Here is a 21330-nt window from a genome sequence, read left to right as displayed (position 1 = left end):
GAGGCTTTTAATGACAAAACGTCATACGTAACGCCGTATACGACTTATTTCGCGCATGACTGAACGGGCGTGTTGGCACCAAAGTCATTAACGGTCTGAAACCTCACGCTGCCAGTGCCGCCACCGGGGATCTCCACCACCAGGTTATTTTTGGGTGCTACCATGTTATTTGCCAGTTGCGTGTTGCCGACGAAAAACTGAACCAACGAAACGTAATAAGGCGATGGATTGGTAATAGTGACTTTTCCATTGGTGACTGAGCAGGTTAATGTTTTGGGCGCATCAATAGAGAGCGACGGCAATTTTTTCGGCCGGATAAAAAGTTTAATAACGCTCTGGGTGGCAATTTGTAGCGTATTACCGGAAAGCTTATTTTTCTCGACGGAAGGAATGGCTTTGCTGTTCAGATAAAAAACGCTTTCACGATCGACAGGCAGATCGGGGCCCACGTACATAATACGCAGGGTATTCTCTTTTTTAGGATGGATAACGAACAGCGGCGGCGTAATGACAAAATCCGCTGATTTTGCCCCTTCGGCGTTGGACACCCAGCTCTGAATTAAAAAAGTGGTATTCGTTGAAGAGTTAATAATGGCTAATGAAGCCTGCTTATCACCCTGGGGATAAATCACCCGGGTTCCCCCGAGCGCGATACCGCCTGCGCTGGCAGAACCGGCCATCCCCATCGCGAACAGAGCCGTTAGCGCGCCAGCTATCAGACGAGTCAGTTTACAGCGTGATGTAATGATACGCATTGTTCCCTCAGTTTCTCATGTGTCAGGCTTCTTGCCTGTGAGTCAGTTATTGGTAAAAAACGATGAACCAGACCTGCGCGTTCGCGGTACCAGCGTTGACGCTATCTTCGGTGGCGCGATACCTGGCGATATAGCTCAGCCGGTTTTCACCGTCCTGCAAAGGTCTGTACCAGGGGGGCGCGGTGTCTGGCTTTACCAGGTTCCCCATCGCATCGAATAGACCGATACCAATCCCGGTGGCGGCGCCAGGCCCATAGCCCGCGCGAAAAACCTGGGGATCGTTGCCGTCAGACTCGCCGCTAAACAGCACCCCGGCGCGCTGGCTTACGCTGGTGTCGCATGCTTCCAGCGTGATGAAGAAGGGTACCGGTTTGGCCCAGTCACCGGCGGCGATGAACTGGCTATTGCGTACCTGTCCCATATGCACGATTTGATCCTGGGAATCCATGCTGACGGAACAGGCCGCATTGACGACCTGACCCTGAAAGGTCACGCTTCCATCGTCCTTTGCCGCGGCTGGCAATACGGCAAAAAGCGCAGTGCCGGCTATCAGCAGCGCCCGATTTATGGATTGCTGCATTGCGAACTCTCTAACGCTTGCCGGACAACGCTTCTCCGCCCGCAGGCGAAGAAGCGAGATCGGCTAACGAATCAGGAATAAACCATCTGGAACGTTGCGACGGAGGAGACGTTGCCCGGCTCGGCCGCGCCTGTGGCCACGTAATCCACGCTCAGCGGGATGATGTTTTCGCCGTTGATCAGCTTAACGTTGGAGGAGGTATCGCCAATGTTCAGCGCCTGGCCGTCCGGCCCGAACAGTTGCAGCGCAACGTTTTTGGCCGAGCCTGCGCCAGCGGTGTTCGCCAGGCTGCCTTCTACAGCAGGGTCCTGCTGGCCGTTAAAGATCACGGCGGCATTCTGGCTAACGGTGGCGTCGCAATCTTCCAGAACGATTTTAAAATCTTCTTTCTGGTTGGCCTGCATGCCGACCGTTGTCAGCTTGACGGTACGCACCTGGCTCAGGGTAACGGTCTGGTCTACGGAGTCAGCCGCGACGGAACAGGCGGCGTTTACCACCTGGCCGACAAAGTTGACGGTCCCGCCGGAAACGGTAACGGTATCGGCCTGCGCATTAATTGCCATGCCACCAGCCAGCGCGCCGGCAACAGCCATTGCTATAACTTGCTTTTTCATACAAATCCTTTTTAGATAAACATCATGCTGTCAATTGAAATAATATATTCACAATGTCACGTGAATCTTTTTTCGAGGCAGTGGTATAGGATATGTTTTTAGATTAATATATTATTTTTACCCAGGGCGTTGTTACTGGTTTTATATCATCCGCCACTGCGCTGATGAATGAGGGGATTCTACGGATTAAATAATATTATATCAATGTGATAATGGGTTGATGTTTTATTAGTTTTACTAAATATAAAATTAACTCATAATTTATTTGTTTGAATGATATTGCACGCCGTCAGAACCGCATTTCTATTCGCTGGTCGGTTTTATTAATGTCTGCGATGAATGTCATCGTGGTTTTGTTAATAATGCAAGACGTTACGGCTGTCATTATTCGGACATGCGTTGGGAATGCGGTGGTGTTATTATCCGGCTGCTTTTACAATCTGATATTACATAAAGAAATATTTTAAATTTATATGATGAACCGTGTTTGCACTTATGCACATTATTCCTCAGTCTGACTGCATAAAGAAATCCCTGGCGTATCCCAGGGATTTCTTTGCATATCGCCCTGATACTGCTAAAAGGGCAGGAAAAATAAATGTTCAGGCGGATGTTACGGCAATACGTAATGCCGCCAGCGCTTTACGCGCCGCCTTCAGCACTTGCTCACACTGCTCAATGGTAAGCGTCAACGGTGGCTCAATGCGGATGGTTTTCGAGTTGTTAAGCGTTCCCGCCACCAGTACCCGCTGGCGGAACATCTCGCTTGCGAAGCTATAACCGGTTTCGTTATCAACGAACTCAATCGCCATCAGCATCCCTTTCCCGCGCGCATCCTGTACCAGATCCGGATATTCCCGGCCCAACTGACGGAAGCCGTCCAGCAGCATGTCGCCTTTCTGCTCCGCTTGCGCGGGCAGGTTTTGCTCCAGCAGCACGTTGATGGTGGCCAGCGCCGCCGCACAGGCCAGCGGGTTACCGCCAAAGGTGGTGGTATGTAAGAACGGGTTATCGAACAGCACCGAGAAGACCTCCTCAGTGGCGACCGTTGCGCCAATCGGCATCACGCCGCCACCGAGCGCTTTCGCCAGGCACAGAATGTCCGGCTGAACGTTCTCGTGCTCGCAGGCGAACATCTTGCCGGTGCGCCCCATCCCGGTCTGCACTTCGTCGAAGATCAGCAGCGCGCCAAACTCATCGCACAGCTGACGCACGGCGGGCAGATAGCCCTGCGGCGGGAGGATCACGCCGCCTTCACCCTGAATCGGCTCCAGGATCACCGCCGCCACGTCGTCGCCGGTTTTACGGCATTCACTCAGCACGGTGCGCATGGCGTTGATGTCGCCAAATGGCACGTGGCGGAAGCCCGGCAGCAGCGGCATAAACGGTTTGCGGAAGGTTGATTTAGCGGTCGCCGACAGTGCGCCCAGGGATTTCCCGTGGAACGCGCCGCTGGTGGCGATAAAGGTAAATTTCCCGCGCGGCGACTGGTACGCTTTGGCGAGTTTAATCGCCGCTTCGACCGATTCGGTGCCGCTGTTGCTGAAGAAGCTGTATTTCAGCTTACCGGGCGTTAAGGCTGCCAGCGTTTTCGCGAGCATGGCGCGAAGCGGATCGAGCAGTTCCTGGCTATGGAGAGGTTGTTTCGCAAGTTGATTCTGTACGGCGGAAACCACAACTGGATTACGGTGCCCCACGTTGAAAATACCAAAACCACCCAGGCAATCGATAAACTCCTGTCCCTGGGTGTCGACAAGCGTATTCAGACTGCCCGCTTGCCACTCTACGGCTCCGTAATCCCCGCCGGCGGTAACAGATTTGCGATACTCCAGAAAACCTGGATTCACATGCTCCTTAAAGTAATCAATGACCTCACGGTTAAGTTGTTTCATCTCCTCATGATCAAGCGTTCGCTTCTCAATGAGATTCAGTGCGTGCGCGGTACAGGCAAGAGCCGAGGCGCTGGAAGGTAACCTGTTCAAAATATGCTCCCGGGGATCGCGTATCACATGATACTGAGTTAAGTATTGCAGGGATTACGCCACCTCAGATGCCTTAACAAAAATCGGGATAAACGCCAGGTGAAATCAAAGTTGCACAATATTTAATCATGCCATCGCGCGCCGCACGGGATAAGGGATAACGAGCCGGGGATGGGGTGTCGTCAATTGCACTGCTCCAGGGCAGGGAATGCGCCTTAAGTGTGCACCGGGGTATCATGCTTTGTAGGTAGTTTCATGCCGAAAGTATTTTAAATCAATTAATTAGAAAAACGCACGAAAAGTGCGGTTTAACCGAGATTTGCGATCTCAATCATATTTAACAACTAAAGATAAATTTTTTATCGCCGAAAAAACATAAGCCACAAAATTAACATTCAAATAACCTGCAAGGGATGCCCACTATGTCCTCTCCTGACTATGTCACCCAGAATGAATATCCGCTGGACGATGACACCACGCTTATGTCGACCACCGACCTCCACAGCTACATGACCCACACTAACGACACCTTTGTGCAAGTGAGCGGCTTTACGCTCCAGGAGCTGCTCGGGCAACCGCACAACATTGTGCGTCATCCGGATATGCCGAAAGCGGCTTTTGCCGACATGTGGTACACGCTGCAAAAGGGCGAACCCTGGAGCGGGATTGTCAAAAACCGACGTAAAAATGGCGATCACTATTGGGTACGTGCCAATGCGGTACCAATGGTGCGTAACGGCCAGATGACGGGCTATATGTCCATTCGTACCCGCGCCACGCAGGACGAGGTCGCCGCGGTGGAGCCGCTTTATAAGGCGCTCAACGAAGGACGCTGCAAAAAACGCATTCATAAAGGGCTGGTGGTACGCAAAGGCTGGCTCGGCAAATTACCGGCGATGCCGCTGCGCTGGCGCGTGCGTAGCGTAATGGCGGTACTTTTCGCGGTGATGGCCGCAACGCTGGTTGCCAGTGCCGCGGGCTGGGCTTCGCTGGCGGCAGCAGCCGTGGTGATGCTGCTTGGCACCCTGGTGTTTGAGCAACAGATTGTCCGCCCGGTGGAAAACGTCGCACGGCAGGCGCTCAGGGTCGCTACAGGAGAGCGTAACAGCGTGCAGCATCTTAACCGCAGCGATGAACTGGGGCTAACGCTGCGGGCCGTCGGACAGCTGGGGCTGATGTGCCGCTGGCTGATCAACGACGTCTCCAGCCAGGTGGTGAGCGTGCGCGACGGCAGCGACAGGCTGGCGCAGGGCAATGAAGATCTCAACGACCGCACGCGCCAGACCGTGGCTAACGTGCAGCAGACCGTGGCAACAATGAACCAGATGGCGGCGTCGGTGCAGAGTAACTCTGAGACCGCAGCCGAAGTCGACAAGCTATCGATGGCCGCCAGCAGCGCGGCCACGCAGGGGGGCACCGTGATGCAGACCGTGGTGAAAACCATGGATGACATTGCCGACAGTACCCAGCGCATTGGCTCTATTACCTCGCTTATCAATGACATCGCCTTCCAGACCAATATTCTGGCGCTGAACGCCGCGGTTGAGGCGGCACGCGCGGGCGAGCAGGGGAAAGGCTTTGCGGTGGTGGCGGGCGAAGTGCGTCATCTTGCCAGCCGCAGCGCGAACGCGGCTAACGATATTCGCAAGCTGATCGACGCCAGCGCCAGCAAAGTGCAGTCGGGCGCCGAGCAGGTCCACGCCGCGGGACGTACCATGGATGATATTGTCGAGCAGGTGAAAAACGTCACGCAGCTCATCGCGCAGATCAGTCACGCCACCTCAGAGCAGGCGACAGGCCTGACAGAGCTGACCCGTGCTGTGGCAGAGCTGGACAGCATTACGCAGAAAAATGCTGACCTGGTCGAAGAGAGCGCGCAGATTTCCGCGATGGTTAAGCACCGGGCCGGACGCCTTGAAGATGCGGTTACCGTGCTGCATTAAGAAATGCATGCTTCGATAAAGCCGTTTATTCCTACTGGGTAAACGGCTTTTTTGTTTTTCAGAATAAGTTATGTTGTTAATGAAATATTAAGTAACTAAAAAAAGCGCCCGGTTTTTAATTGTTATGATCCAGATTCATTGAGAGTGAAAAATAAAAAAACGATCAAAGTCATAAAGTTAGCGTGTTTTCTGTCGATAACAGCGATCGTCTGAGAAATAATCACATCGATGGGGTAAATATGTTCATACATGACGTAAAGATCGGCACGAAATTATTTCTGGCGTTTGGATTATTTATTGTCCTGATGGTCGTCAGCGCAAGCTTGTCTCTGATGAGCCTGAATCGGGCAAACAATGGAATGCAAACCATCCTTACCAGCGACTATCCAACGACGGTAAAAGCGAACCAGTTAATCGACAACTTCCAGGAATTTATAAGCACGCAGCAGCTCATGCTGCTGGACGAACAGGGGACGTACACGGCGCAATCAGAGCAGCGTCTGAAGGCGATCAGCGACCGCATCTCCGCAATCCTGAGCGAGCTGGACAACGCTCTCAAGGATAAAAAATCCCAACAGGTGCTGGCCGATATCCACGGCGTACGCCAGCAATATCTTGACTCGCGCTACCGCATTTTGCAGGCCGTGCAGAATAACGACCGTGCGGGCGCGATAAACGAAATGATGACCAACACCCTGAATCTGCAACAGTCCTATAAAGCGAAAGTGCAGGCGCTGATTGCGATCCAGGACCATGAAATGCAGAGTGCGGGCGAGCAGGTGGAAGGCGATTTCCGCACCAATCGTCTCCTGCTGGTCCTGATTACGCTTTTCAGCGTCGCGGCAGCCAGCCTGACTGGCTGGTTCATTGTGCGATCCATTACCCGACCGCTGAACGACGCGGTGAATTTTGCGGAGGCCATTGCCGATGGCGATCTCACCGGCAGCATTACCTCGCACGGTAAAGATGAAACCGGACTGCTACTCACCGCACTGATGGAGATGAAAACGCGCCTGCTGGAGATTGTGCAGCAGGTGCAAACCGGATCGGAAAACATCTCCAGCGCCGCCGCGCAGATTGTCGCGGGCAACCAGGATCTGGCTGCCCGCACGGAGGAGCAGGCCAGTTCCGTTGAACAAACGGCCGCGTCGATGGAGCAAATCACCGCTACGGTGAAGAACACCGCGTCCCACACCGGAGAAGCGACGAACCTGTCTGCCGATGCGGCTGCTGTGGTCAAAAACAACGGCGAGATGATGAAGCAGGTCACCAGCAAGATGCGCCTGATTAACGAAACATCGAACAGGATGTCCGACATTATCGACCTGATCGACGCCATTGCCTTCCAGACTAATATTCTGGCGCTGAACGCGGCGGTCGAAGCGGCGCGCGCGGGTGAGCATGGTCGTGGCTTTGCGGTGGTGGCGGGCGAGGTACGCCAGCTCGCGCAGAAAAGTGCAACATCTGCGAGTGAGATCCGCCAGCTGATTGAAAGCTCCACAAGCCAGACGCAGGACGGCATGAACCTTGTGGAGAAGGCCAGCGGGCTTATCAACGGCATGGTCGGCAACGTAGAGGAGATGGACGTAATCCTGCGTGAGATTCGCCAGGCCAGCCACGAACAGACGGAAGGCATCTCGCAGATCAACAGCGCGATTGGCCTGATAGACGCCACCACCCAGCAGAACTCCGCGCTGGTGGAGGAGTCCGTTGCGGCGGCGGCATCCCTTAACGAACAGGCCATGCACCTGAAAGAGCTGGTCCGCGTGTTCCGCGTGAGCGACGGCGTGCTGGCTTAATCCAGCTGGGAGATCTCCAGCGCCGCGCGGTCAATCACGCCGATAATCTGTTTCAACTGCGCGTCGCTGAGCTCTCCCTGATTAACCTTCAGATCCAGTACCGCTTTGAAGTTATCCAGCGCCCGCTTCATCTGCGGGTTTTTGCGCAGCTGGAAACCGACGGAGCGCGCCTTGATACGCGTCTGGATCTGCTCCAGCTGTTCCCGGTTATTTTCCAGCCACTGTTCTCCGGCGGCGTTAATCGCAATCCGCTTACGGCCGTTCTCTTCTTCGGTAATGGTGATAAGCGCCTGATCCTGCAAGTAATCCAGCGTCGGATAGATCACGCCAGGGCTTGGCGTGTAATGTCCCTGAGTCAGGTTTTCGATCTCTTTGATCAGTTCGTAACCATGGCTCGCGTTGCGGGTCAGGATATCCAGGATCACCAGCCGCAAATCGCCATGGCCAAAAAATCGTGGCCGGCGTCCGCCGCCGTCGTGTTCGTGTCGCATGTTTTTTCCTTAATTTGATATATCTAAACTATATCTAAGATATATTCAGATGCAATCTAAAAAATCTTGATTTCTTAGTTAATAGCAATCATTATCATTAAGAATTCATTCCGATATATCGTATTCACCTGAGAAGGGCATCAACATGGCATCTACCCGTTACCCTCAACGTGTCCGCAATGACCTGCGTTTTCGTGAGCTGAACGTGCTGCGCACTGAGCGAGTCAGCGCAGGATTTCAGCGCATTGTGCTAGGCGGCGAGGCGCTGGAGGGCTTTAGCTCTCGCGGCTTTGACGACCATACCAAAGTCTTTTTCCCGGCACCGGGCACCACTTTCGTGCCGCCTGTGGTGACCGATGAAGGCATCGACTGGGGCGACGGCGCGCGTCCGCAGGCACGTGACTATACCCCGCTGTACGATGACGAAAAACATGAGCTGGCGCTCGATTTCTTCGTTCATGATGGCGGCATTGCCAGCAACTGGGCGGTAGAGGCTAAGGTGGGCGACAAGCTGACCATCGGCGGGCCGCGCGGTTCGCTGGTGGTGCCGGAAGATTACGCCTGGCAGCTGTACGTGTGCGACGAGTCGGGGATGCCCGCGCTGCGCCGCCGTTTAGAAGGCATCGCAAAACTGCCTGTTCGCCCGGCGATCCACGCCATTGTCACCGTGGGCGATGCGGCGTATGAGGACTATCTGGCGCACCTGAGCGGGTTCAACATCACCTGGGTTATCGGCCACAACGAGCAGGCGGTGGCCGACCATCTTGCCGCGCTGGCCGTGCCGGAAGAGGATTACTTTATCTGGCTGACCGGGGAGGGGAAGGTGGTGAAACGCCTGAGCCGTCAGTTTGAAAACGACGCAATTGACCCGCAGCTGGTGCGTGCCAGCGCGTACTGGCACGCCAAATAATCAGGCAGCGGGATCCAGCTGCGCTTCGCTCACCTGATGTTCGAGCGAGGCGCATACCTCTTTCAGCGCTTTCTCCTGCTGGGCAAAGTAGGCTTCCATATTGCTGAGCGACGAGACGAGCAGCCAGGACTCTTCCTTCTCCAGCTCTGCCAGCTCGTTCACCAGAGTGTCGATTTGCTCACGCACCTGCGCCATCTTTTTACGAATACGTTCCAGGTCGTTCAGCCTGTCGCTTGCCATCATCGGTTCGAATCCTTGTTGCAGACGGGCGACCAGCGAGCGAATGGCCTTCACGTCGCCGCGCTGTTTGGCCTGGTTGAGTTGCACCATCATCCTGTTGGCTTCCTCTTTTAAATCATCGGCAACCAGATCCGGGTGGCATAGCTTGCTCGCCTGACGCCAGAGCCGCTTCAGCTCGTTCCGATCCTCTTCTGAGAGATCCTTGCCTTTACGCAGGCGAACTTCGGCATCATGATGCTTTTCGCGATACTTCTTGTACTCTTCGTTGGCCTCATCGCGCGCCTGACGTGCCGGCTCTTCCTCACGCGTTAAACCGGTCTCCAGCTCCATTGCTTCGGCCAGCAGGTTGGCAATCAGATTGCTTTGCTGCTGAAGTTGTTTGCGCGCCTCTGCCGCCTGAACGGAATCCGCAGGCAGATCTCGCCAGCGCCGGGTGAGCGTTGTCAGAACCTCTACGGCCTGCGCCATATAGTCCTGGCAGCGGCGGTAATCCTCTTCCCGACGACGCGTCTCCGCCTGCTGACGACGCAGGTTAAGCTCCGCCAGCGTTTTACGCAGGGCGAGGATCTGCTGCATCAACGGCCCGAGGCGGGAGAAATAGAGATCGTTGAACTCATCAAGCTGCTGTACCCGGGCGTTACGGCGATCAATCAGATCGCGCAGACGCTCTTCCAGGGCTTTCAGCTCCAGCTTGCTGGCCGCCAGCTGTGGGTCACGCCACGGGGTAACGGCGCGCTGGCTTTGCAGCCAGGCGGTGATAGCGCGAAGGGCTGCGGTGTAGTTTTTCTGCTCAAGCGCCGCGACGATGGACAGGAGATCATCGTCAAAGGCTTTCTCTTTGAGACGTTTCAGCTGGCTCCGGATGATGTCGTCATCTTCCAGCTCAATGGCATTTTTAATGATTTCTAGCCGTTTGATCGGTGTGCTCATGATGCCTTTCGCTCTGGCGCTTAAGTATTTGAGATAAGGTTAGTTGTTGTAAAAGCTACAGGAAATAATACACACGGATGATGATCGGCGCGATGGGGGATTTCTTTAGTTTTTAGGGTTTGTGAGGGGAAGCGACAGGCCGGGCTACGTGTGGTGGATTACTTACAAAAAAGCCACTCAATTGAGTGGCTTAACTGGATGATTCTAAAGCTAAAATTTGGTGGCCCCTGCTGGACTTGAACCAGCGACCAAGCGATTATGAGTTCCTAACAGAACAACAGAAAATCAATAGTTTGCGTTATTTATCATTGACATAGTTTGCCAATATTTGCCTTTGTTTGCCAATAATTGCCATCTTCACCGCCACTTCATCGCCATTCAGAAAAATCGTGAAGCAGATCGCTTTTTTGAGGTTGCGTCGATGTACGTTATAGATTGAAACTAAACGTATTTACCGCATGTTCATAAGGATATCATACAGTATGCCGTACTCATCTTTTGATGATAGTCAATTCATGCAGGCCTTAAAACAGCGTGATGATCTTGACCCATTTCTGGAAAACAAAATCGCGGCTTTTGGAATAGAGCTTTGTTTTGGAATTGATGATCCGATAGCAACTTTAATGCCTGCTGTAACTGGCGGTGGCGGTGATGCTAAGATAGATGTTCTCTATGTTAATAGGGACATGGGCATTATTGTTGTCTGCCAAGCCTATCAATCTCAAGCTCTTAGACCTAGCGCTAAAGGTAATAAAGGAACTGATCTCGGGCATGCAATGGCAGTTATTCTCTCCACTGACGAAGCACAGTTGCCGGCAGGAGTTTCACCGCACATTCTAGAAGCAAGAGAAGCTATTCGTGATGGTGTTATACGCGCAATCCATGTCTGGTATGTTCACAATTGTCCTGAGAGTGTAACGATACAGAAAGACATGGGGCTTTGTGTAGCTGCTGTCCGTACTCAATTGGATCAATATGGTGAGGCTGCTAAAAGTATCTCATTGCAATTTAGAGAAGTAGGTTTAGAAACTTTAGATAGCTTCTATCGATCGTCATCACAAGCAATCACTGTTGCGGACAAATTCGAATTCCAAGAACCTCGTAAAGGATTCTTGATGCAGGATGCTGCTTGGGAAACATTTATAACCACAGTTAACGGTGAGTGGCTAGCAAAACTTTATAGGAAATATGTGGATTTAGGACTTTATAATCCTAATGTTCGAGGTTTTATGGGGGCAAATAATAAAGACTCAGACAAGGTTATCAATGCTGGAATACAAATGTCCGCTCAGTCGGCACCACATGATTTTTTTGTTTTCAATAATGGAATTACAGCCTTAGTTCATGACTTTGAGCTGGAGAATAATGCGGCCATAAAATCTATTACAGGTATAGGCATTGTAAATGGTGCTCAAACAACAGGCTCTCTTGGGGAATTGGACCAATCTGTTGATTTGTCCAAAATTCAAGTCGGTGTTAGATTTATCAAGTGCGGAAATAAAGAGACTGTAAGGTCTATTACAAAATATAACAACAGTCAAAACAAAGTTATCCAGTCTGATTTTCGTGCTAACGATAATATTCAGACACGGCTGAGGGATGATTTTAAAAGATTGAATATTGCTGAATATGACGGAAGTCTACGTGGTCATGTTTTCACAAATAAGAAAAACAAAATAGATTCACATACCGCGGCACAGGCTTTAACAGCTTGGCATGGCAGTCCTTATGATAGTTATCATAATAAAATGCAAATATGGGATCTGGATGAGCATTATAAGACAGCTTTTAATGAGACAATTTCAGCTCCTCACATACTTTTTGTTTATTCATTGAATGAGGCTGCTAATATTCTAAAGGCCGAACTTCAGGAAAGCAGTAAGCAAGGACAATTGAAAGTAGATGATGAAAACTTGTTATCATTCCTCAATGAAAGGGGGAGTGCATTCATGACTGTTCATGCTGTGAGTGGTCTGCTTGAAACATTGCTCAATGAAAAAATTCTTTCTCCATATCAAATTGGATTTAAAACAACTATTCATAAGGAAGAAGCCTGCTTCCTTTGGAAAGATCTTTTGAAATTATTCGCCAGATATATACCAATGCTCAAGCCTGGAGTTTCTGGAAGACTTTCTAATAAAGGAGGGATAACCAGCGCCAAAAATGAATTCATTCGTGCGGCGGGTACTATCGCAGAGGTTATGAGAGATTTTCCTGGTGGCAATCCTTACGAGTTTTTCATTAGTAAAATTGACAATAAAATTTAAATGATAAGGTAAGAATATAGAGGGTAATCCCTCTATATTCTCAAGCTAACGGATTTAGTTTTACTGCTTCTTCCAAGTGGTCAGGTGCGAAGTGTGCATAACGCATCGTCATTTTTATATCGGTATGGCCAAGGACGCGTTGCAAGACCAGAATATTACCACCATTCATCATAAAGTGGCTGGCGAAAGTGTGACGCAGTACGTGAGTTAGCTGCCCTGCCGGAAGCTCAATGCCAGTTCTTTCCAGTGCTGACCGAAAAGCACCATAACAATCACTAAATAACCGACCTTTTTTATCACTAGGAAGTGACTCGTAGAGAGCTTTGCTGATTGGTACAGTTCGGTTTCTTCTGCCCTTCGTGTTGGTGTACGTGATTTTGTATTTTGCAAGCTGGCTTTTTTTCAGGCTTTCGGCCTCAGACCATCGAGCGCCAGTAGCAAGACATATTTTTACAACGGTTTCTAAATCTTGATGCTCATGTCGCTTGCATTCTCCAAGCAGTAACGCAATTTGATCTTGAGTTAGCCAGGCCATTTCCATTTCTTCAGTGCGGAAAGGGCGCATATTTTTCAGGGGATTTTCCTCCTTCCACTCTCCAAGACGATTAAGCTCATTAAACACTGCACGAAAGTAGGCCAACTCTAGGTTAAGTGTGCGGGGAGATACTTCTTTAACCCTGTTAGAACGGGCGTACTCTCCTTTAAGTCGCTTTTCTCTGTAGCGGGAAAACATCTGGGCGTCGAAATCGCGTGCAAGAGGTTCACCCATACACTCAAAGGCATGGTGCATTGATAACTGGCGTTTAAACCCATCTTTCAAAGTGATGCCGTGGGCGCTATACCATGCATCAATCAATTCTTTTAGTGTGCGGCGATCTTCTTTTTCTTCTTGCCATGGTTTATGTATAGTGTGCTGTTCGAAGGCGAGCGCCTCACCTTTGGTGGCAAACTTCCTTCTGATGCGTTTGCCTTTTGCCCCATTCGGGTAGATTTCACAAATCCATCCCCCAGCCGGATTTTTACGAACGGCCATCAGTTAACCTCGCTGTAAACACCTACTACCCGCCCAATCGTTCTAATCTCATCAATCCCGCACTCAAACGGTACTTTACCTCCTGCCACATGCAACCTTTTACCGGGTAGAACCGTTAACTCTCGGAGGCTGATTGCGCCCTCAACATCCACAATCCAAAGACCGTCAGCCAAAGGTGCATCTTTCTCAGCGATGTAGCTTTTGCTCTCGTTTTTAACGCAGATAGCACTTTTCAAGGGCTTTTCGAAAAGTTCAGGGTCGATATTCAAAACTCCATTATTAGTTAGGCGGCCTTCACTTAATGTGAATGTTTTGAGTTCGTAAGACGATTTTGAGTGTTCGTCAGATTTTTTTGGTCCTTTTCCGGTAAGAATCCATTGGATATTGACGCCAGTCTCAAGGGCGCAGAAAGCAGCGAAATCATAGGAGACATTACCGCGTGTATAGCGGTTTTGTAGCGTACTGGCTGCGATATTGAAGTGGTTTGCGAGCTGAATTTTCTGTGTGAACCCGTAGACCTGACAAATTCTATCTAATACTTCCTCATTTGAAATCTGGCTTTCAAAGTCCATAAATCGCATTCTCATGTTGACCAATGCGAATAATCGCATTAGGATTCGATTGTTGGTGGCAGTTGGTGGCAAACATTGGCAAACGTTGGCAACCATATGGCAAATATTGGCAAAAAGGAAATGATGCAACATGGCTTCCGAAATCGCAATCTTCAAAATCCCAGCCCCTGTGGTTTCCCTGCAACAGTTCGCAGAGCTTGAGGGGGTTTCAGAGCGCACCGCTTACCGTTGGACAACGGGTGATAATCCATGTGTACCAATCGAACCTCGCAAAATCCGTAAAGGCTGCAAGAAAGCTGGCGGTCCTGTTCGCATTTATTACGCGCGATGGAAAGAAGAACAGTTGCGTAAGGTGTTGGGTCATTCCCGATTTCAACTTGTCATAGGCGCGTAATTCACTTTATGTGAATTTTAAGGATGCAACATGTTTGATTTTCAGATTTCCAAACATCCCCACTATGACGAAGCGTGCCGGGTTTTTGCGCAGCGTCACAATATGGCGAAGCTGGCCGAGCGTGCGGGTATGAATGTTCAGACGTTACGTAACAAGCTAAACCCGGAACAGCCTCACCAGTTCACGCCGCCTGAATTGTGGCTGCTGACTGACCTGACAGAAGACTCAACCCTTGTTGATGGTTTTCTGGCGCAGATTCATTGCCTGCCATGCGTGCCGGTTAATGAGCTGGCTAAAGACAAATTGCAGTCTTATGTCATGCGCGCAATGAGTGAACTCGGCGAACTGGCGAGCGGTGCAGTATCTGATGAACGTCTAACCTCTGCCCGCAAGCACAACATGATTGAAAGCGTTAACTCAGGTATTCGCATGTTGTCTTTGTCGGCATTGGCGCTCCATGCGCGCTTACAGACTAATCCAGCTATGTCGAGTGTGGTCGATACCATGAGCGGTATTGGCGCGTCATTTGGGCTGATTTGAGGTGCATATGCTGAATAGTGAACCATCATTCGCATCTCTACTCGTTAAGCAAAGCCCCGGCATGCACTACGGCCACGGCTGGATCGCAGGTAAGGACGGCAAGCGCTGGCACCCGAGCCGCTCACAGTCTGATTTACTGGCTAGTCTTTCTACTCAAAAGCAGGGGCAATCATGGCTATCGAAGCTGTTTCCGCGACTATTCCGCTAAAAGCGGGTGAACGTTTGGCCGGTCTTAATCATGTGGCCGAGTTGCGTGCGAGATATTGGGGCGATAGCTGGAAAGAAGTTGAGCGTTTTGTCGATGATATGCGCGATAAACGCGACCCACAATTTGAAGAAAATAATCGGGCGTTGGCCGCTATTTTTTTTCTGGCAAAAATACCTGCGGCTCGTCATGAGCTCGAATTAAGTGAGCTGACTACTGACGAGAAAAAAGCGCTTATTACGGCAATGAATCATTTTCGTGCAGTGGTGAGCTTATTTCCCAAACGGCTAACAATGCCGAATTAACACACATCAGAAATAAATGGCGTAAACCCGCCGGGCATTCTTTTGCCCAAATACAGGAGAAGGAACAATGCAGAAAGAATTACCAAAAATGTTTGTGGCCGAAACCGACCCGCTTATGGCGGTAATTGATATTGCCAAACGTGAGGAGCGTAAAGGTCGCGCGCTCGCAGTTTCAATCCGCCTTGAGGCACTGGCGACCCATATCACTAACAAAGGGTTAAACGGTATTGAAGCGGCTGAACTGCTGCGCCGTGAGGCCACCCGTTATGAAAACGAATCACAGGAGCTGCACTAATGGCCGATGCAATGGATTTAGCGCAACAGCGCGAGCAGGAAGACCGCGAACGCCACATCAACAACGCGCGCAGTCGTATTGCTATACCTTCCCGTTTCCTGTGCGAACAATGTGATGCACCAATCCCCGAAGCTCGCCGTATTGCTATTCCGGGCGTGGCCTTTTGCGTGACCTGCCAGCAAATCGCCGAGCTTAAACTAAAACACTATCGGGGGGTATGAATTGGCTGTTCAGTTCGCTTTTCCGTGGAATGCTCCACGGTCGGCAATAGCCAGCCCATATCTTACCTATGACCAACAGCATCGCCGCGATCGTATGTTCGCGGCTTTGCTGCATGCGAGAAAGATGCTTTCTCTCCAGCCTGAGTGTGTGCGTTTTGATATTTATCGCACAGCCGCAGTGCTTGAGCAAAATCAGGGCAGTCAACGAGCCAATGCCTTTTTAATCAGCTTCTGCAAAAAGGCATTGCCACGTCTGGAGCTGGTCGCAAAAAAATACGAGTGCGCGGGTATAAACAACAATGCATCAGCCGCTATTTTCGGTGGCCATTTTGATACCGAGCTTATGCAATATCTGGCATCACGCATGGTCAATATGGTCGCCAGATATAACCGGCTCCCGGATATGGCGCGCGCCGATATTGACCTGCTGGCCGCAGATATCGCTAATTTCACTCGCGCTGAACTGGCTAACATTGATGACACCGGATTTAGTGAACTCAAAACACTGTACACCTGGTATATGCGCGCTGGGATTATTTCCCTGCAATTCAACGTTACCCCGCCGCATTGGGAGCGGGTCACAAAGAAATATGTCGGTGAGGATGAGATCGCCCCGGCCATCACCCGCATGTTTAATGAGGTTTGGTGGCGTGGCCGCTTACGACGCATAGCGGCTGCATGGCGCGAACACCTGCTCATTGCCGCTGGCAACGTCAGCAAGAAAAAACATGCCTACGCGAGTAAAAACTGCGTGACCGACTGGCGCGAGCAGAAGCGCCGCACGCGAGAATTTCTCAAGGGGCTGGATCTCGAAGATGAAGACGGTAACCGCATCAGCCTGATTGAAAAATACGATGGTTCGGTCGCTAACCCTGCGATACGTCGCTGTGAGCTGATGACCCGCATCCGTGGGTTTGAAAATATATGCAGTGAGCTCGGTTATGTCGGTGAGTTTTATACCCTGACCGCGCCGTCAAAATATCACGCCACAACTAAGGCGGGATATCGTAACACCAAATGGAAAGGAGCCAGCCCGTCAGATACGCAGAGTTATCTCACCGGCCTTTGGGCGCGCATTCGTGCCAAGCTGCACCGGGAAGAAATCCGCATTTTCGGTATCCGTGTTGCTGAACCTCATCACGACGGGACGCCTCACTGGCACATGCTTATGTTTATGCTGCCGGAAGACGTTGAGCGCGTGCGCCTCATCATTCGCGATTACGCGCGGGAAGAAGACCACCACGAGTTGAGAAGCGACAAAGCCAAAAAGGCGCGTTTTCATGCCGAGGCCATTGACCCGGAAAAGGGCAGCGCTACCGGCTATGTGGCTAAATACATTTCCAAAAACATCGACGGCTATGCTCTCGATGGTGAAACCGATGACGAAAGCGGTGAACTGTTGAAAGAGACTGCTCCCGCCGTTTCAGCATGGGCGGCACGCTGGCACATCCGTCAATTTCAGTTTATCGGCGGTGCGCCGGTGACGGTCTACCGTGAGTTGCGCCGCCTCGCTGATACAGAGACTGCCCACGGCCTGAGCGTTGAGTTTGCCGCCGTCCATGATGCCGCTGACGCCGGTGACTGGGCTGGTTACGTAAATGCGCAGGGTGGCCCGTTCGTTCGTCGCGATGATTTGCAGGTGCGCACGCTGTATGAACCGCGCGCCGAGTTTAACCAGTATGGTGAGGAAACAGTCTGCATCCGTGGCGTGTACGATTCCGCTATCGGTGCCGGCACCCCTATTTTAACCCGGCTCACGCAGTGGAAAATTGTTCCGAAGCGTGCCGTTGATTTGGACGTTGACGTTAAGGGCGCTCCTGCGCCCTCTCGGAGTTCTGTCAATAACTGTACGGGAAGCGAAAGCGATCCACCGATACTGGATTTATCAAAACCACTCAGTAGGCGTGAAAGACGAGAGCTGACGAACCGACTCAGAAATCAAAAGCCAGCAATACGGCGAAAATTCATTCACGGAACTGATGAGCAATATGCAGCTATAGCAAAAACCATCGACGAGATACACCTGACAACCGGCACTATCATCAGCCGGGGTGAAGCCCTGCACCTGATGTCAGGTGGTAAAAGTTGCTTTAACGGAAAATGGTTGCGCGGAACGGGCAAAGGAGAGGTATTTTCAGCAGCGCCATCGCATCAGGCTCAAGCCCGTAAAATCCTCAGTCGTGTTGCGGCTTTAGCCGGGGGGATAAAGGGAAATGCAAGGTAATGTTCATCCATATCATGTACATACAGTGTATGACGCTGCAATTTTTCTTCACACCTTTTGCCAATTCGTGCTACTGTATGTTTATGGGTCTTCCCCGATCATGGTGGGAAGGCTCAGAACGCCATATTCAGCTTTCCGTAGTGGAACATCACCCCCAGTTTAAAGCGCTCCCGGTTTCGGTATCCCCTGGCTTTTATCCTCAGCAGCCTGATCTTGCTGTTAAGTGCCTCCGCATTTCCGTTTGAGACACTGTGTCGCATCGCATTCAGGATCCCGTACAGCCTTTTTCCTATCGTTTTCGCGGCATTTTTCATCATGGGAACGTCACTGTTAGCCGCCAGCGCCAACCATCTCTGCCAGTCACTCCGTCTTTCCTCGCTCCATGGCCTGTTCCAGATATCCTTTGCCAGCTCTTTCAGCGCCCAGCACTGGCTCGTCAGCTTCATCTGTGCACGCAGCCACATCAGCTTTTCCTGCCGGGATTCGGTCATCCACTTATCGCTGTACTGCCACAGGAAGCGGGTTCCTTTTGCCTGGTGTCGGCTTTCAACAGGGAGGTGCGGATGTTCATTCTGACGGGTTTTATCAACTACCTCGCCCAGTTGCTTCGCCACATGGAAGCGGTCAAAGGCGATTTTCTCAACCGCACTGGGTAAGTGGATACGCGCTGCTCTTATATAGCCCGCGTTCATGTCCATTGAGAGCGTTTTGATAGCCAGCAACTGCCCATCAGTGAGCGTGCGAAGATAGCCGGCAAGACTCTCTGTGCCGCGATCATCCGTTAAGGCCAGCGCCCGACCATCGCGATCGGAGATCACCGTTATGTAACGATGTCCTTTTTTAAAGGCGACCTCATCCACATTCATATGACGGGCGGATAATGGCTTTTTTATCCGGGCAAGACCTCGCTTAACTGCCCGGGTCATAATGCCGTCAACCGCATTCCAACTGAGCTTAAGTTGCTTCCTGACAGCATCAACGGTGCTGATTTTCAGCCATGAGAGAACGAACGATTCGAATAGCAACGTATACCGGCTTCCGGGGCCAGCCCACGGAACAGGCAACGTCAGGCAGCCATGCTCCGGACACATAATTCGTGGAACATCGGCTTCAACAATAGTGGTGAACTGGCAGGTATCAAGATGGCGCCATTTACGATGACGGTGATCGTGAACAGAACAGGATTTACCGCAGGTCGGACAGGCTAGCCGGGTGTTTTCAGCGATCTCAATAGTGACAGTAACAGAACCGGCATTTTCATCGAGAGAAAGGGACTTTACCTGCCACGGATCGGACAGGTTGAGAATATGAGCGTAGAGGGACTTTTCATCCATGGCGGTGACCTCTGGCGATTAAATACACCATTATCATGCCTTCAGCCACCACAACAAGGGAAGACCCATGCATATACAGTATTTTTTGTGGGGGTTATATGGGCGTCAAAGACTCGAAATTTCAGGTTGTCTATCGTGGTGAGGTTTTAGAGCACTTTAAGCCGGGCGGGTTGGTATTCTTTCAGCGACCCAAAGAGTGCGGCGGTGGGTACTGGTTAGGACGCACATATCACGATGTTTTCATGATTGAATATGAGCGGCCGGTATCGCTAAACGAGGGAATGCAATATCTGCTCTTAATGGATGAGGTCGGGTCGAAAAGTGACGAATTTATAACGAATTTTTCGCTGTTTTAGCGGCGCATGCATCAGGTGCATGAGTTTGCATTCGTTTTTAACTCCAGTTTTTGCCAGCCAGCGCCAGTGCCGGTGCGGCTCGGGGCTCATGATGCACTTGCATTAAAAGCGCCCCGCTAAGCGCGCAGGCGAGGCGGGGATAGCACTGCGCGCCAGACGTGGTGACAGGATTTATTTTACGCGTCTGTGCGCGTCGTGGTGGCGCGCTGTTATGTGCGGTCGGTTAATGAGGTGCTGGCGTGGTTGCGTCGCGTGTGCGGTGTCTGGCTGGCTCTGAGAGGATGCCGCCCGGAGGCGGCATTCTGACGGGGGATTACTCGGTTTCGATGTTGTAATCCTTAAAGCGGATCACCTCTAAACCGAGCCATTCATTGATTTCCTTGAAACGCTCCTGCAATGGCGTCAGCTCGTTACGCACAAACACCCGCGCCACCTTCTCGATATCGCCCATAGAGCCGATATTCTCGGGCTTGCCGCCCATAAGCTGGAACGGTACGCGGTGCGCATCGAGCAGGTCGGCGGCGCTCACCTTTTTGATGTTGAAAAAATCATCCTTCGTGGCGACTTCACTCAGCGGCACAATCTTGATGCCGTCCGGTTTCCCGTTCGGGGCATAGAAAAACAGGTTTTTGAAATTACCGAGCCCTTTCGAGTCGCGCATCGCGGAGCGCAACGCCTCGACGTCTGTGCTGCTCTGCGCCGCGTCGGTGACGTACATGATGTAACCCGCGTGCGCGCCGTTCTGGTAATACTTGCGACGAAACAGTGTGGCGGATTCATTCAGCCAGGCAGAATTAAGCGCGCTCAGGTATTCCGGCATCCCGTACAGCTCCTGATTGATGTCGGGCTCAAGCAGATGACAGACTGAGCCGGGGGCGAACTGGTGCGGGTGCGTGAAGTCTGACACGTACCAGTAAACCCCATCCTCGACACCCCGGCGGGTGTATTTGGCCGGAGAGGTTTCAAGCTTCATGAGCTGGCCGGTCACGCTCATGCGCTTCTCAAGATAGCCGTTAGCAAACACCAGATAATCGAGCACAAGGCGGCTGAAATCCTGACGTGACAGCAATGGGTGCGGGATGTAGGTGCTCGTCAGGATGTTACGCTTCACGTAAATCGGGGAGCTGTGATGCACGGCGGCGCGCAGGCTTTTCGCCAGCCCGGAGAAGTTGACCGGTGGCTCGTACCATTTGCCGTTATTGATGCACTCGACATAGTCGAGGATATCGCGGCGATCCAGAACGGGTGACGGCTCGCCAAAGGTGAACGCCTCCATTTTCTGCGGTGCGCTGGCGGTCATGTTGGTCTGTTTTGGCTGTTTCTTTTGGCGTTTTTTCATC

Annotated in this window: 21 protein-coding genes; 11 read left to right on the top strand and 10 right to left on the bottom strand. The window is 51.5% G+C overall.

Annotation, left to right across the window (positions count from 1 at the left end; translation table 11 throughout):
• Nucleotides 1–44: 44 nt before the first annotated feature.
• The 4 genes from ACQG0T_RS19955 to ygjG form a co-directional block, all read right to left on the bottom strand.
• On the bottom strand, nt 45–755 hold the full coding sequence (locus tag ACQG0T_RS19955) for a fimbria/pilus periplasmic chaperone (protein WP_017382407.1): 711 nt from the start codon (nt 753–755) through the stop codon (nt 45–47).
• A 46-nt stretch (nt 756–801) separates the two neighbouring features.
• Nucleotides 802–1335 (bottom strand): fimbrial protein, encoded by a 534-nt coding sequence (locus tag ACQG0T_RS19950; protein WP_017382406.1) that lies wholly within the window; start codon nt 1333–1335, stop codon nt 802–804.
• Between the two features lie 71 nt (nt 1336–1406).
• Nucleotides 1407–1949: a fimbrial protein BcfA gene (locus ACQG0T_RS19945; RefSeq protein ID WP_017382405.1), complete on the bottom strand. Its 543-nt coding sequence runs from the start codon at nt 1947–1949 to the stop codon at nt 1407–1409.
• Between the two features lie 602 nt (nt 1950–2551).
• A complete protein-coding gene (ygjG, locus tag ACQG0T_RS19940) occupies nt 2552–3931 on the bottom strand; it encodes a putrescine aminotransferase (RefSeq protein ID WP_045348130.1) in 1380 nt (459 codons plus the stop codon).
• Nucleotides 3932–4353: 422 nt separating this feature from the next.
• Between ygjG and ACQG0T_RS19935 the strand changes: the two genes are divergently transcribed.
• Nucleotides 4354–5874 (top strand): methyl-accepting chemotaxis protein, encoded by a 1521-nt coding sequence (locus ACQG0T_RS19935; protein WP_032649597.1) that lies wholly within the window; start codon nt 4354–4356, stop codon nt 5872–5874.
• 239 nt (nt 5875–6113) lie between these two features.
• The gene (locus ACQG0T_RS19930; protein WP_047365710.1) at nt 6114–7673 is read left to right on the top strand and encodes a methyl-accepting chemotaxis protein; all 1560 of its coding nucleotides are present in this window, start codon (nt 6114–6116) and stop codon (nt 7671–7673) included.
• Here the strand turns inward: ACQG0T_RS19930 and ACQG0T_RS19925 are convergent.
• Complete coding sequence (locus ACQG0T_RS19925) at nt 7670–8164, bottom strand: PadR family transcriptional regulator (protein WP_017692641.1); 495 nt, start codon at nt 8162–8164, stop codon at nt 7670–7672. The genes ACQG0T_RS19930 and ACQG0T_RS19925 overlap by 4 nt on opposite strands.
• Nucleotides 8165–8309: 145 nt before the next feature.
• Between ACQG0T_RS19925 and ACQG0T_RS19920 the strand changes: the two genes are divergently transcribed.
• The gene (locus ACQG0T_RS19920) at nt 8310–9074 is read left to right on the top strand and encodes a siderophore-interacting protein (RefSeq protein WP_015571916.1); all 765 of its coding nucleotides are present in this window, start codon (nt 8310–8312) and stop codon (nt 9072–9074) included.
• Here ACQG0T_RS19920 and ACQG0T_RS19915 read toward each other — a convergent pair whose 3' ends face one another.
• Entirely contained in the window at nt 9075–10244 is a 1170-nt protein-coding gene (locus ACQG0T_RS19915) for a DNA repair protein (RefSeq protein WP_271040464.1), read from the bottom strand.
• A gap of 482 nt (nt 10245–10726) precedes the next feature.
• Here ACQG0T_RS19915 and ACQG0T_RS19910 point away from each other — a divergent pair, with 482 nt between their 5' ends.
• Nucleotides 10727–12511, top strand: a complete 1785-nt coding sequence (locus ACQG0T_RS19910; protein WP_058655894.1) for an AIPR family protein — start codon at nt 10727–10729, stop codon at nt 12509–12511.
• Between the two features lie 40 nt (nt 12512–12551).
• Here ACQG0T_RS19910 and ACQG0T_RS19905 read toward each other — a convergent pair whose 3' ends face one another.
• Both ACQG0T_RS19905 and ACQG0T_RS19900 read right to left on the bottom strand, forming a co-directional pair.
• A complete protein-coding gene (locus ACQG0T_RS19905; protein ID WP_058655895.1) occupies nt 12552–13544 on the bottom strand; it encodes a phage integrase in 993 nt (330 codons plus the stop codon).
• A complete protein-coding gene (locus tag ACQG0T_RS19900; RefSeq protein WP_058655907.1) occupies nt 13544–14116 on the bottom strand; it encodes a phage repressor protein CI in 573 nt (190 codons plus the stop codon). The genes ACQG0T_RS19905 and ACQG0T_RS19900 overlap by 1 nt, the downstream gene beginning before the upstream one ends.
• 130 nt (nt 14117–14246) lie before the next feature.
• Between ACQG0T_RS19900 and ACQG0T_RS19895 the strand changes: the two genes are divergently transcribed.
• The 7 genes from ACQG0T_RS19895 to ACQG0T_RS19865 all read left to right on the top strand — a co-directional run bounded on the left by ACQG0T_RS19895 (nt 14247) and on the right by ACQG0T_RS19865 (nt 18300).
• Entirely contained in the window at nt 14247–14510 is a 264-nt protein-coding gene (locus ACQG0T_RS19895; protein WP_058655896.1) for a hypothetical protein, read from the top strand.
• Between the two features lie 30 nt (nt 14511–14540).
• Complete coding sequence (locus ACQG0T_RS19890; RefSeq protein ID WP_058655897.1) at nt 14541–15050, top strand: phage regulatory CII family protein; 510 nt, start codon at nt 14541–14543, stop codon at nt 15048–15050.
• Between the two features lie 7 nt (nt 15051–15057).
• Entirely contained in the window at nt 15058–15258 is a 201-nt protein-coding gene (locus tag ACQG0T_RS19885) for a phage filamentation protein Fil family protein (protein WP_072201927.1), read from the top strand.
• Nucleotides 15222–15560, top strand: a complete 339-nt coding sequence (locus tag ACQG0T_RS19880; protein WP_058655898.1) for a DUF5347 domain-containing protein — start codon at nt 15222–15224, stop codon at nt 15558–15560. Before ACQG0T_RS19885 ends, ACQG0T_RS19880 begins: the two co-directional genes overlap by 37 nt.
• Before the next feature lie 88 nt (nt 15561–15648).
• Nucleotides 15649–15855, top strand: coding sequence for a DUF2732 family protein (locus tag ACQG0T_RS19875; protein ID WP_161348947.1), 207 nt, complete (start codon nt 15649–15651; stop codon nt 15853–15855).
• Complete coding sequence (locus ACQG0T_RS19870; protein ID WP_058655900.1) at nt 15855–16076, top strand: TraR/DksA family transcriptional regulator; 222 nt, start codon at nt 15855–15857, stop codon at nt 16074–16076. The genes ACQG0T_RS19875 and ACQG0T_RS19870 overlap by 1 nt, the downstream gene beginning before the upstream one ends.
• A 1-nt stretch (nt 16077) precedes the next feature.
• Nucleotides 16078–18300 (top strand): replication endonuclease, encoded by a 2223-nt coding sequence (locus tag ACQG0T_RS19865; protein ID WP_072201928.1) that lies wholly within the window; start codon nt 16078–16080, stop codon nt 18298–18300.
• A 113-nt stretch (nt 18301–18413) separates the two neighbouring features.
• Here ACQG0T_RS19865 and ACQG0T_RS19860 read toward each other — a convergent pair whose 3' ends face one another.
• Together ACQG0T_RS19860 and ACQG0T_RS19855 are read right to left on the bottom strand one after the other, a co-directional pair.
• On the bottom strand, nt 18414–19634 hold the full coding sequence (locus ACQG0T_RS19860) for an ISL3-like element ISKox3 family transposase (protein ID WP_000343760.1): 1221 nt from the start codon (nt 19632–19634) through the stop codon (nt 18414–18416).
• Between the two features lie 669 nt (nt 19635–20303).
• The gene (locus tag ACQG0T_RS19855; RefSeq protein ID WP_032618971.1) at nt 20304–21329 is read right to left on the bottom strand and encodes a phage portal protein; all 1026 of its coding nucleotides are present in this window, start codon (nt 21327–21329) and stop codon (nt 20304–20306) included.
• Nucleotide 21330: the final 1 nt, after the last annotated feature.

The sequence above is a fragment of the Enterobacter cloacae complex sp. 302F9 genome (genome assembly GCF_050030335.1).
In the GTDB taxonomy this organism is placed as follows: Bacteria; Pseudomonadota; Gammaproteobacteria; order Enterobacterales; family Enterobacteriaceae; genus Enterobacter; species Enterobacter hormaechei_C.
Note: the sequence above shows the minus strand (reverse complement) of the source record. Positions and strands in the feature narration are given on the sequence as shown.

What these genes read in the sequence shown, in the direction of transcription:
- ACQG0T_RS19955 (WP_017382407.1), bottom strand. Translation starts at nt 755, where the DNA reads ATGCGTATCATTACATCACGCTGTAAACTGACTCGTCTGATAGCTGGC.
- ACQG0T_RS19950 (WP_017382406.1), bottom strand. Translation starts at nt 1,335, where the DNA reads ATGCAGCAATCCATAAATCGGGCGCTGCTGATAGCCGGCACTGCGCTT.
- ACQG0T_RS19945 (WP_017382405.1), bottom strand. Translation starts at nt 1,949, where the DNA reads ATGAAAAAGCAAGTTATAGCAATGGCTGTTGCCGGCGCGCTGGCTGGT.
- ACQG0T_RS19935 (WP_032649597.1), top strand. Translation starts at nt 4,354, where the DNA reads ATGTCCTCTCCTGACTATGTCACCCAGAATGAATATCCGCTGGACGAT.
- ACQG0T_RS19930 (WP_047365710.1), top strand. Translation starts at nt 6,114, where the DNA reads ATGTTCATACATGACGTAAAGATCGGCACGAAATTATTTCTGGCGTTT.
- ACQG0T_RS19925 (WP_017692641.1), bottom strand. Translation starts at nt 8,164, where the DNA reads ATGCGACACGAACACGACGGCGGCGGACGCCGGCCACGATTTTTTGGC.
- ACQG0T_RS19920 (WP_015571916.1), top strand. Translation starts at nt 8,310, where the DNA reads ATGGCATCTACCCGTTACCCTCAACGTGTCCGCAATGACCTGCGTTTT.
- ACQG0T_RS19915 (WP_271040464.1), bottom strand. Translation starts at nt 10,244, where the DNA reads ATGAGCACACCGATCAAACGGCTAGAAATCATTAAAAATGCCATTGAG.
- ACQG0T_RS19910 (WP_058655894.1), top strand. Translation starts at nt 10,727, where the DNA reads ATGCCGTACTCATCTTTTGATGATAGTCAATTCATGCAGGCCTTAAAA.
- ACQG0T_RS19905 (WP_058655895.1), bottom strand. Translation starts at nt 13,544, where the DNA reads ATGGCCGTTCGTAAAAATCCGGCTGGGGGATGGATTTGTGAAATCTAC.
- ACQG0T_RS19900 (WP_058655907.1), bottom strand. Translation starts at nt 14,116, where the DNA reads ATGGACTTTGAAAGCCAGATTTCAAATGAGGAAGTATTAGATAGAATT.
- ACQG0T_RS19895 (WP_058655896.1), top strand. Translation starts at nt 14,247, where the DNA reads ATGGCTTCCGAAATCGCAATCTTCAAAATCCCAGCCCCTGTGGTTTCC.
- ACQG0T_RS19890 (WP_058655897.1), top strand. Translation starts at nt 14,541, where the DNA reads ATGTTTGATTTTCAGATTTCCAAACATCCCCACTATGACGAAGCGTGC.
- ACQG0T_RS19885 (WP_072201927.1), top strand. Translation starts at nt 15,058, where the DNA reads ATGCTGAATAGTGAACCATCATTCGCATCTCTACTCGTTAAGCAAAGC.
- ACQG0T_RS19880 (WP_058655898.1), top strand. Translation starts at nt 15,222, where the DNA reads ATGGCTATCGAAGCTGTTTCCGCGACTATTCCGCTAAAAGCGGGTGAA.
- ACQG0T_RS19875 (WP_161348947.1), top strand. Translation starts at nt 15,649, where the DNA reads ATGTTTGTGGCCGAAACCGACCCGCTTATGGCGGTAATTGATATTGCC.
- ACQG0T_RS19870 (WP_058655900.1), top strand. Translation starts at nt 15,855, where the DNA reads ATGGCCGATGCAATGGATTTAGCGCAACAGCGCGAGCAGGAAGACCGC.
- ACQG0T_RS19860 (WP_000343760.1), bottom strand. Translation starts at nt 19,634, where the DNA reads ATGGATGAAAAGTCCCTCTACGCTCATATTCTCAACCTGTCCGATCCG.
- ACQG0T_RS19855 (WP_032618971.1), bottom strand. Translation starts at nt 21,329, where the DNA reads ATGAAAAAACGCCAAAAGAAACAGCCAAAACAGACCAACATGACCGCC.